The 11,595-nt window shown below is 29.4% G+C and carries 11 protein-coding genes; 4 read left to right on the top strand and 7 right to left on the bottom strand.

Annotated features, from left to right (window positions below):
* The 7 genes from ACMUOV_RS04960 to rfbF all read right to left on the bottom strand — a co-directional run.
* On the bottom strand, nt 1-744 hold a 744-nt coding region (locus tag ACMUOV_RS04960), incomplete at its 3' end, for an HAD-IIA family hydrolase (protein ID WP_413854002.1).
* Nucleotides 737-1,552 (bottom strand): aldolase/citrate lyase family protein, encoded by an 816-nt coding sequence (locus ACMUOV_RS04955; protein ID WP_413854001.1) that lies wholly within the window; start codon nt 1,550-1,552, stop codon nt 737-739. The genes ACMUOV_RS04955 and ACMUOV_RS04960, both read right to left, overlap by 8 nt.
* On the bottom strand, nt 1,545-2,417 hold the full coding sequence (locus ACMUOV_RS04950) for an NAD-dependent epimerase/dehydratase family protein (protein ID WP_413854000.1): 873 nt from the start codon (nt 2,415-2,417) through the stop codon (nt 1,545-1,547). The genes ACMUOV_RS04955 and ACMUOV_RS04950 overlap by 8 nt, the downstream gene beginning before the upstream one ends.
* Nucleotides 2,417-3,772 (bottom strand): lipopolysaccharide biosynthesis protein RfbH, encoded by a 1,356-nt coding sequence (rfbH, locus tag ACMUOV_RS04945; RefSeq protein ID WP_413853999.1) that lies wholly within the window; start codon nt 3,770-3,772, stop codon nt 2,417-2,419. Before rfbH ends, ACMUOV_RS04950 begins: the two co-directional genes overlap by 1 nt.
* Nucleotides 3,773-3,813: 41 nt before the next feature.
* Nucleotides 3,814-4,929, bottom strand: a complete 1,116-nt coding sequence (gene rfbG / locus ACMUOV_RS04940) for a CDP-glucose 4,6-dehydratase (protein WP_413853998.1) — start codon at nt 4,927-4,929, stop codon at nt 3,814-3,816.
* On the bottom strand, nt 4,919-5,284 hold the full coding sequence (locus tag ACMUOV_RS04935) for a four helix bundle protein (RefSeq protein WP_413853997.1): 366 nt from the start codon (nt 5,282-5,284) through the stop codon (nt 4,919-4,921). Before ACMUOV_RS04935 ends, rfbG begins: the two co-directional genes overlap by 11 nt.
* A gap of 47 nt (nt 5,285-5,331) precedes the next feature.
* On the bottom strand, nt 5,332-6,120 hold the full coding sequence (gene rfbF, locus ACMUOV_RS04930; protein ID WP_413853996.1) for a glucose-1-phosphate cytidylyltransferase: 789 nt from the start codon (nt 6,118-6,120) through the stop codon (nt 5,332-5,334).
* Nucleotides 6,121-6,256: 136 nt separating this feature from the next.
* Here rfbF and ACMUOV_RS04925 point away from each other — a divergent pair, with 136 nt between their 5' ends.
* From ACMUOV_RS04925 to topA, 4 genes are all read left to right on the top strand, one after another.
* Nucleotides 6,257-7,774 (top strand): hypothetical protein, encoded by a 1,518-nt coding sequence (locus ACMUOV_RS04925; protein ID WP_413853995.1) that lies wholly within the window; start codon nt 6,257-6,259, stop codon nt 7,772-7,774.
* A gap of 26 nt (nt 7,775-7,800) precedes the next feature.
* On the top strand, nt 7,801-8,742 hold the full coding sequence (locus ACMUOV_RS04920; protein ID WP_413853994.1) for a glycosyltransferase family 2 protein: 942 nt from the start codon (nt 7,801-7,803) through the stop codon (nt 8,740-8,742).
* Nucleotides 8,743-8,775: 33 nt separating this feature from the next.
* On the top strand, nt 8,776-9,897 hold the full coding sequence (dprA, locus tag ACMUOV_RS04915; protein ID WP_413853993.1) for a DNA-processing protein DprA: 1,122 nt from the start codon (nt 8,776-8,778) through the stop codon (nt 9,895-9,897).
* A 153-nt stretch (nt 9,898-10,050) separates the two neighbouring features.
* A partial coding sequence (topA, locus tag ACMUOV_RS04910; protein WP_413853992.1) for a type I DNA topoisomerase occupies nt 10,051-11,595 on the top strand: 1,545 nt, incomplete at its 3' end.

The following is an 11,595-nucleotide window of genomic DNA, read 5'->3' as shown; positions in this document are numbered from 1 at the left end:
TTTTATTATATCCAATAAATCAGCCAATTTTTCTATACATTTACAATTATATTTTTTATCTTTTGTAATCAAGATTCCGTCAGCGCCATATTTTTTTGCCATTTCAATATCACTTTCAAAGCTATCTCCTATAACACAAATTTCATTTGGCAAAATATTTAAATTTAAAACAGCCATTTTCAACATTTCAATACTCGGTTTACCTATTACTATATCAACATTTTTATTTAATAAATTTTCAACTGCAGAAACAATTGGACCGGCTCCCGGCACGATATATCCTTTCTCTTTCGGATAACATCTTTCTCTGTTTGCAATAATCAACTTATACTTTTCCAAATTTATGTTTAAAAGTTCATTTAAATCATCTAATTTAAAATTAGAATTATATCCAACAACTATAGCTTGAGGTTTTTTTGATTTTGTATTGATATTTTGCAGTTCTATTTCTTCTTTTAAATATTCTGTCCCTATGCAGTAAACGTCCGTAAAATTATTATATTTTAAATATTTAGCAATGGCATAAGAAGATGTAATTACTTCATCAATTTTAACATCTATTCCCATAGAAACAAGTTTAGCATGAATTTGTTCACGTGTTTTAGCCGAATTGTTTGTCATAAAAAAAACAGTATCAAACTTATTTCTCAATTTTGTAATAACATCATTAGCTCTCGGTGCCAATTCATTACCGAAATAAATTGTTCCATCAAGATCAAAAATTATACACTTATATTTAAACAAAACCGCCTGCCTTTCTTATCGAATCTTTATATCTTGACTCTAAAACTTCAATTCTTTTATTATCTTCATGAGAAATAGCACTATAAAAATTCTGTTTGTTTTTTATCCACAATAATTCAAATCCGACTGCTTTTAAAATTCCTTTATCGGCATTGTTATCATTTAATGCCTTTTGTGCATCAAACAAAACTTTTCTTGTTTCAAATCTATTTAATGCTCCTTTTGGAAGTTTTTTAAAAAAAGGTAGTGACATTGCTGAAACACCACCTCCTATAACAAGCTCTTTGTTATATTGCAATGTTTTTTGCGCTATAGCATTAGCATATTCAAAAATTTTATCATGATTAATATCGTCTTTATTCATACCTAAAGAACCAGTCATATCCGTTCTGCCAAAAACAAAACCTGTTAAATCTTTGGCAAAATCAGAATTTAATATTTCGTCCAAATAATTAAAACCATATTTTGTTTCTATGTTGATTAAAAACTTCATTTCTTTTCTTTCTTCCTCAGGAAAAGCCAATTTTACAGCTTGAAGATATTTTTTTGCGGCATAAGGCGATTCTATCATAGGAGCAACTATTGTATTTACTCCAATTGTCCTTGCATCATACATATCTTTTATGGCTTCACAACCACCTATTTTTATTGTTAATTCTAAACCGGCTTTTGTTACAACTTCCTTTAATCTTAAAGCTTCTTCCATTCTTGTTCCTTCAGCTTCAAACTCAGCTTTAACACCGATAACATTATGGTTTTCCTTTAAATCTATTAAAGTTTCTAGCATTTTTTTTTCTAAATTATTCATTTTTCATACCCTTTTGTTTTATTTGTGACGAATAATAATTATATAAATTTTTTAAACCCTGTTTAACATCGGTAAATTTTATATTTGGAATTTCGGATAATAAAATAGAGTTGTCACCTGTGTATTCATTGTTCATAACTTTGTTTTTTATAATTATATCAACTTTATTATTCTCAAAACCGTTAACTATTTTTGCTATTTCCAAAATGCTGATACTTTTTGTAGGAGTTATATTTATTATATTGTTTTTAGGTTTATATTCTATAAAATGATGAACAATTTTTTCCATATCTTCAACCCAAAGATAATCAAAAATTACATTTTGATTTATTTCTATTGTTTTATTTTCAATAACTCTTTTAATTGTATAAGTCGGAAACCTGCTTTCTTTTTCCCCATATCCGTAACATGCAAAAATATTTAACATCAAGACATCTTTTCTGTTTTTAATTTTTTCGGCAATCAACATTTTTGATTTACCGTATAAATCTTCCGGAACAAAATTTCCTATTTCATCTTCTTTAACTTTATGTAAATTTCTCGATTTATCGTACATAGCACCGGAGCCGAATAAAATTACTCGTGTATCATCGCATTTATATTTTAAAATATTATCGACCATTGCAACATTATCTTCAACGGTTGTATCTTTATCGGCAATACCTCTTGCTCCGCCTGTTGATGCACAATGAATTATAAAATCAATTTTATTTTCTTCAAAATATTTTTCTACTTGTTTTAAATTTGTTAAATCAATTTCAAAACTCCGTGGAGTTAAAAGGTTATATTTATCTTTTAAATACTCTTTTAAATTTTTACCTATAAAACCACCGGAACCTGTAATTAATACATTTTTTTTAATCATTACTTTATTTTTTCTTTTATAAAATCATGAACTAACTTTGAAATTTTGTCCATTTCTTTTTTGCCGAGTGCGGGAAAAACACCAACCCAAAAAGTATTATTCATTATATAATCCGCATTAGGTAACAACTTGTATTCGTTTTCGGTTAATTTATTTGATAGTAATAATGTCGAATTACCTATTCTTAAAGGAATTTCGTTTTCCGTCATCATCGGTTGCCTTAAAATGTTTCCGGCAAAAAGTTGCCTTGTTCCCACACCGTTTTGTTCCAAATATTCCACAAGTTGCTGTTTTGTAAATTTATCATTTTGTTTTACTGACAACAGTAAACCGAACCATGACGGTTTTGAATCATTATCAACTTTCGGGAAAATGAAATATTTTTCCAAATCTTTTAATTTATTGATTAAATAATTTGCATTTTCCGTTCTTTTCTCTAAAAATTTTGGAAGTTTTTTTAATTGACTCAAACCTATCGCTGCCTGCCAATCGGTAATTTTTAAATTATAACCGATATGCGAATAAGTATATTTATGGTCATATCCTAACGGTAAATTTCCAAACTGCATTGCAAACCTGTTCTTACAAGTATTATCGTGTCCCGGCTTACACCAACAATCTCTGCCCCAATCCCTAAAAGATAATATTATTCTATGTAATTGAGTATCATTTGTTACAACTGCTCCGCCTTCACCCATAGTTATATGATGTGCAGGGTAAAAGCTGAAAGTTCCTATATGTCCGACAGTTCCTACATTTTGATTTTTATAAGTTGCACCGAGAGCATCACAACTATCCTCTATAAGCCATAAACTATATTTTTTACATATTTCCAAAATTTTATCCAAATTATAAGGGTTGCCTAATGTATGAGCAACAAATATTGCTTTTGTTTTTTCTGTTAAAGATTGTTCTAATTTTGTTTCATCTATATTGCATGTTTCCAAATTACAGTCCACAAAAACAGGAATTAAGCCAAGTTGAATTATAGGGTTTACGGTTGTTGGAAAACCTGATGCAACGGTTATAACTTCATCACCTTTTTTTAACTGTTTTTCCCCTAACTTATAAGATGTTAATGCAGATAAAGCAAGAAGATTTGCACTTGAACCGGAATTTGTTGTAGCGGCATATTTTACATGCAAAAATTCCGATAAATTTTTTTCAAATTCGTCATTAAACCTTCCTGTAGTAAGCCACATATCAAGAGAGACATCTATTAAATTACATAAATCATCATTATCCAAAACCTTTCCAGAAACGGGTATATATTTTTTTAGATTTCTTTTCGGCTTATTGAATTTAAAATACATTTTTGCAGCACTTTTTACCGCATTTCTTAAAACATCGGACATATATACTCCTTTCAAAAATTTGTAAAACAAATTTTAGAAGATTAGAAGATTGAATAATCAGTAAATTCTTTTATTTGTTCAATACAAATTTTTCTCACATCTTGTTTTTGTTGATATGCTTTTGTCCATTCGCAAATTTTATTTAATGCAATTTGAACATTCCACTTCGGTTTCCAATTCAATTGTTTTTTTGCTTTTGTTATATCAAGTTTTAAATAATGAGCTTCATGAGGTTGTTGTGTTTTATCAATGCTGTATTTTATTTTATTATCAAAATTTAAACACATTATTTTAACTATTTCTTCAACCGTTTTAATATCTTTTTTTTCCGGACCGAAATTCCAACTTTGTGCAAATTCTTTTTTACCTTTTAACAAATTAGCACCCAACAACAAATATCCTGATAAAGGTTCCAAAACATGTTGCCATGGTCTTATTGCTTTCGGATTTCTTATTTTCAAACTTTTTTTTGAAAGTATTGCTCTGATAAAATCAGGAATTATTCTGTCATTTGCAAAATCTCCGCCACCTATAACATTTCCTGCTCTTGCAGAAGCTATTAGTGTATTATGTGTTTTTTTATAATCTTTTATATTGAAGAAAGAATCTCTATAAGAAGAGATAATAATTTCACTTGCAGCTTTTGAGGCACTGTAAGGATCATATCCGCCTAAAGAATCACTTTCTTTGAAAGCTCTACCGGTTTCGTTATTTAAATAAACCTTATCCGTTGTTATTGCAACAATGGCTTTAACAAAATTATTGTTTTTTAAAGTTTCTAAAATATTTGCAGTTCCTATGACATTTGTTTGATAAGTATCTAAAGTTTTTTTATAAGATAACCTGACTAACGGTTGTGCCGCCAAATGAAAAATTATTTCAGGTTTATATTTTTTTACAACGGAATTTAATAATTTAAAATCACGAATATCTCCACGAATATCAATACATTTAGGTTTTACAAGTTCAAACAGAGAAGGTTTTGTTGGAATATCAATAGAGTATCCTATAACCTTTGCCCCCAACATTTCAAGCCACAAACACAACCATGTTCCTTTAAACCCCGTATGACCGGTAACGAGAATTTTTTTATTAAAAAAAATTCTCTGATGTATAGAGGTATGGAGATATGGATGTATGGAGTTTTTATTTATCATTTTTATACTCTTTAATTTGTTTATTTCTCAATGAATTTATTCTTTTGTTTAAAATTTTTATTTCATTTAAAGTTTTATCTATATTAGTATTTTTAAAATATCCAAGTTCTAAACAAATATACATTATTGTTTCTACTTCTGATAAAGATGCTGATGATATATTCAAAAAATGCGCAAATTCTCGTGCTGTAGATTTACATTTTCCCTCAGATATATTCAATGTAACAGATACTATTGCTATTTTCAATTGTAATTTTAAATTAAATTCTTCACTTTTAGGTAACAAATCTGCATAATAATAAATTTCTTTTATTAATTTTATCGACTCTTGCCAAATTTCTAATTTTTTATACATTTCTTTCTCTATACTTCAATACCTCTATACATCTATACCTCTTGGAATCAGCGAAGCTGATTCCAAATTGCCCATGGAGCTGTTCCTTTTTGCCACATATCCGTTAATTCATCTTTTTCTCTTAAGGTATCCATAGGTTTCCAAAAACCGAAATGTTTGAAAGCATTTAGTTGATTATTTTTTGCTAAATTTTCAAGAGGAGCTCTTTCAAAAATTATGTCATCGCTATCATCCGGAATATAATTAAAAATTTCCGGCTCACAAACAAAAAAACCACCGTTAATCCAACTTTCTTCTCCTTTGGGTTTTTCCATAAAAGATGTAATCATATTATCATCTTTTATTATCAGAGCTCCAAATCTGCCTGTTTGTTGAACGGCAGTCATTGTAATTAATTTTTTTGATAAGTTATGTGATTTTATTAGTTCTTCCATATTGATATTGGCTACACCGTCACCGTAAGTTAACAAAAACCTTTCATTGCCTATATATTCCTGTGCCTTTTTTATTCTTGAGCCCGTCATTGTATTTTGACCTGTATATAAAATTGTAACTTTCCATGGTTCGGTTTGTGTTTTATGAATTTTAACCGAATTTGTAATCATATCTATCGTCATATCCGAATAACGGTTGTAATAATTTATAAAATAATCCTTGATTATATGTGATTTATATCCCGTGAGTATTATAAACTCATTAAAACCGTAATATGAATAAATTTTCATTATATGCCAAAGTATAGGTTTACCGCCGATTTCAACCATAGGTTTTGGAATGAGTTTTGTTTCTTCGGATAATCTTGTTCCAAGTCCGCCTGCTAAAATTACCACTTTCATATTTTATATTCCTTCAATAAATTTATTAATAAACTTAATTATACTAAATATTCAATAAAATTTATATAAAAATTTTGTGTATATTAAATTAAAATGTTATAATCAAAAATATATATATTATAAACAAAGAGTTAAAATGAGTTTAAAAATAAATTTAAAAACATTAAATCAATTAACAATAATTTATGTTGCAATACCGTTATTAATATTTTTAATAAGCTGGTTAAAACCGTATATTGCCGTAGTATCGTTTATTCTGTTTTTATATGCAATATATGCAGGATATTTTAAAAATAACAAATTTGAATTAAAAAATTTAATTAATAATAAAAATTTTGCTTATACATTACTGTTGATTTCTTTTTTATGGTGCTATTTTGCCGGCATAGGCGGTTTTTGGTATCAAAGTCCGGATCATGATTGCAGAAATGCAATATTTAGAGATTTAATAAATTATAATTGGCCGGTTTATTATAAAAGTGCCGATGCGGCTATGGTTTATTATATCGGTTATTGGTTACCTTCGGCTGTTTTTGCAAAAATATTTTTATTTATTTCTCCCATGTTTGCCTTTTTTATCGGGAATATTTTTTTATTATTTTATAGTATTATCGGTATTTTTCTTTTTATTCTACATATTTTACGAGCAGTTAAAATAAAAAAATGCTCTAAAAGTTATTTGATTATTTTAATGTTAATACTATTTTCCGGTATGGATATAATAGGAATTTTATATCCGCATTTTTCATCATATATGTGGCACATAGAATGGTGGTCATTACAAGCACAATTCAGCTCATTTACAACGGTTTTATTTTGGGTATTTAACCAAGGGCTTCCCTCATGGCTTTTAACATTGATGTTTTATAACAATAAAAATAAAGTTGAAAATTTTGGAGTAATTGCACTGCTTTGTTTTTTTTGTTCACCTTTACCTTTTATGGGATTGGCCGTATTTCTAACAGGTTATTGTTTAAAATTACTATTTGATGCATATAAAACAAAAAAAATCGGTAAACTTGTAAGTAATATTTTTTCAATACAAAATATAATATCCGTATTTTTGATAACACCGATTATATGTTTATATTTCATATCAAATCATTCAACATCCGCAAACGGTGTTATAAGTTCAATTACAAAAGATTACGGTTTTTTTTACGTTTCGGTAATAACTTACTTTTTTGTTTTGGAAGCAGGGCTTTATTTGATATTAATTTCAAGACAATATAAATACGAATTATTATATTACATTGTTTTTATATCGTTAATATGTTGTCCGTTTATAAAAGTCGGTTATGCGGCAGATTTTTGTATGCGAGCTTCAATACCTGCTTTACTGATATTGTTTATCATGATAATTAAATTTTTATTTAATAATTATAATTTTAGAAAATATAAAATAAGATATATATTATTGTGCACTTGCCTTATTATAGGAAGTGTTACACCGATAATAGAATTTACACGAGGTTTTTATGATGTAATAACTAACCGTTCTATTTTTAGAGCGGCAGATTCAACAAAAACGTTCGAGGATAAAATAGTTTATAATGAAAAAGATAACACATTAAGTAATTCAAATTTTTTAACAATAAAACCCGAGACTAAACCGTTTTTTAAATATTTGGCAAAAAACAAGAAAAGAAGTTAATACTCAAAAATTTTATGGAGTAATTAATGAAAAAATTAATATCCGTAGTTTCAAGTGCCTACAATGAACAAGATAACGTGGAAGAACTTTGTAAACAAGTAAAAGAAACTTGTGAAAAGCTTCAGGACAAATATGATTATGAACAAATAATTTTAGATAACGGTTCAACGGATAATACGGCACAAAAATTAAAAGATTTAGCCGCTAAAAATAAAAATATCAAAGTTATAATTAACACAAGAAATTTCGGACATATTCGTTCCCCTTATTACGGCATGTTACAAGCAAAAGGTGATATAGTTATTGCAATAGCTTCGGATTTACAGGAACCGGTTTCTTTAATTCCTGAATTTATAGAAAAATGGGAGCAGGGTTTTAAAGTTGTATTAGGACAAAAAACTGCCAGCAAAGAAAGTAAACTAATGTATTTAATAAGAACCTGTTATTATAAATTTTTAAATTTATTTAACGATTCCGGAACCAAATTATTGGAACACTGCACGGGTTTTGGATTATATGATAAAGCTGTTATTGATAAATTAAAAAATCTAAACGAACCTTATCCGTATTTAAGAGGACTTGTTTGTGAATTGGGTTACAGTTTAACATGTATTCAATTTTGTCAAAATAAAAGAGAGCACGGTATTACAAAAAATAATTTTTATACTCTTTATGATATGGCAATGCTTGGCTTTACAAATTATTCTAAAGTTCCGTTAAGAATTGCCACTATGTGCGGTTTTGTTTTGTCCGTATTAAGTTTTTGTTTGGCTATATTTTATTTAATTTTTAAATTATTATTTTGGTATCACTTGCCTGCCGGAATAGCACCCATTTTAATATCAGTATTTTTCTTTTTCTCAATACAATTATTTTTTATCGGAGTTTTAGGAGAATATCTCAATACGATACTGACTCAAGTTCAAAACCGTCCGTTAGTTATTGAAAAAGAGAGAATTAACTTTTAATATTTTTATAATTATTTTATTACAATATTTATCATGGACAAAGAAAAAGAAGCCGTTATTACATTAAACTTAAATATTGAATTAACGCCTAAAAGAATAATTTCTTTAATAAATTATTTCGGAAGCGCCGTTAATGTACTTAATGCAAGTATATCCGACTTGATGTCGGTTGACGAACTTCCGGAAAGAATTGCCGTTTCAACAAAAAAAATTGCACAATCAAACAGATTGGAAAAAGAATTAAAACTTGCAAAAGATAACGGAATTGATATAGTAACATATAAAGATGATGCTTATCCGGAACAGTTGTCCGACATCATTGATTTTCCGCCTGTTCTATATATGAAGGGCAAATTTCATAAAAGCGATAAAATATCCGTTTCCATAGTAGGTGCAAGACGTGCAACAAATTACGGAATTTCGGTAACAAGTAATTTTTGTAAATATTTTGCCGAAAACGATATTTGTGTAGTTTCCGGACTTGCAAGCGGAATAGATTCGCAGGCACATAAAGCAACTTTGGAAAATAAAGGAAGGACGATAGCCGTGTTAGGTAACGGATTATTGGAATGTTATCCGCCGGAGAATAAAAAACTCCAGGAAAAAGTAGCAACGGAAGGTGTTCTGATAAGCGAATATTCTCTTTTTCAAAGACCGGATAAAATACTTTTCCCGAGAAGGAACAGAATTATAGCAGGTTTATCGATGGCAACAATAGTTATCGAAGCCGCTCAAAAAAGCGGCTCGTTAATTACCGCAGAACTTGCCTGTGAATACGGAAGAGATGTTTTTGCAGTCCCCGGACCTATATTTTCAAAATATTCTCAAGGTCCAAACAGTTTAATAAAAAACGGAAGTTTAATTGCATTAAAACCCGATGATGTTGTTGAGGCAATATCAAATTTGGCATTATGGGTAACACAACGAAATAAAAAGAAAAAAAATTTGACAATTAAAACATTAAATGATATTACTGATAGCCGAAATGCCGAAATTTTAAAAATAATAAATGAAACGCAAAACGGCATATCAATAGACGAACTCAGTTTAATTACAAAAAGAGAAATAGCCGACCTTGCAATGACTTTGATGGACTTTGAATTAAACGGTTTGGTAAAAGTTATGCCCGGACAAGTTTATATAAGAAACAAATAAGGACGGTTATGGGGTTATGGGGTTATGGGGTTATGAGTTTAAAAATAATTTGGATTCCGGGGCAAGCTCGGAATGACAAAAGAACCTATAACCTTATAAACAGATAAACTTATAAACTAAAACTGTTTCGCAATTTTTCAAATGAGGTAAAATATGAAATATTTAGTAATTGTTGAGTCACCAGCAAAATCAAAAACAATTTCAAAAATGTTAGGAAACAACTATATTGTTAAAAGTTCTTTCGGGCATATAAGAGATTTACCCGAAAGTAAAATAGGTGTCGATATTGAAAAAGATTTTAAACCTACTTATGTTGCAATGCCGAAGTCAAAAAAAACTATTGCAGATTTAAAAAAATCGGTAGGACAAGTTGACCATGTTTACCTTGCAACCGATTTCGACCGTGAAGGTGAAGCAATTGCATGGCATTTAAAAGAAACCTTAAAATTATCCGATAAAAACACCGACAGAATAACGTTTCATGAAATTACCGAATCCGCCATAAAAGATGCCGTTAAAAATCCGAGAAAAATAGACATGGCACTTGTCGACAGCCAACAGGCAAGAAGAATTCTCGACAGACTTGTAGGTTACAAACTTTCCCCTTTATTATGGAAAAAAGTAAGAAGAGGTTTGTCTGCTGGAAGAGTTCAGTCGGTAGCGGTTATGATGATATGTGACAGAGAAGAAGAAATTGCAAAATTTGTTCCCGTTGAATATTGGTCAATACAGGCAGAATTACAAAAAGATAAAAAAGATATTTCATTTAAAGCAAATTTAATTTCAAAAGACGGTAAAAAATTTGACAAACTGTCAATAAAAAATAAACAACAGGCAGACGATATATTAACAGAACTTAAAGCGGCAAAATATACTGTTTCTTCAATAGAAAAAAAAGAAAGAAAAAGAAGTCCATACCCGCCTTATACAACATCTACAATGCAACAGGATGTATCAAGAAGGTTGGGATTCAGCCCTTCAAAAACAATGCTTGTTGCACAAAAACTTTATGAAGGAATAAATATCGGAACACAAGGTGTTGTCGGTCTTATAACATATATGAGAACCGATTCGTTAAATGTTGCAAAAGTTGCACAAAACGAAGCATTGAATTTTATAGGCAGCCAATACGGAAAACAGTTTTTACCGACTAACCCGAGATTTTATAAAACAAAATCAAAAGGTGCACAGGAAGCACATGAAGCAATAAGGCCGACTTCGGTAAAAAGAACACCTGAAATGATGAAGCAGTATTTAACACAAGACGAATATAAACTTTATAATGCAATTTGGCAAAGATTTGTCGCAAGTCAAATGAACGATGCGGTTTATGATACGGTATCGGTAGATATAGCGGCAAACAATTATATATTCAGATCAACCGGAAGCACGTTAAAATTCGAAGGATTTATGAAAGTATATTATATTAATGATGATAATGAGAAAGAAAATAAATTACCTACACTTTCGGTAAAAGATAATTTGAACTTAATTAAAATAGTTCCCGAACAGCATTGGACTGAACCGCCTGCAAGGTATAACGAAGCAAGTTTAATTAAAACACTTGAAGAATACGGCATAGGAAGACCTTCAACTTATGCCCCGACCATAAAAACAATTTTGGACAGAATGTATGTGCGCCTTGAAAACAAAAAATTCTATCCTACGGATTTGGGTATTGTGGTAAATAAATTTTTA

It is taken from the genome of Candidatus Ruminimicrobium bovinum (assembly GCF_902760015.1).
GTDB classification, from domain to species: Bacteria; Elusimicrobiota; Endomicrobiia; order Endomicrobiales; family Endomicrobiaceae; genus Ruminimicrobium; species Ruminimicrobium bovinum.
The sequence above is the reverse complement of the archived record's forward strand: the minus strand, read 5'-3'. Positions and strand labels throughout refer to the sequence as shown.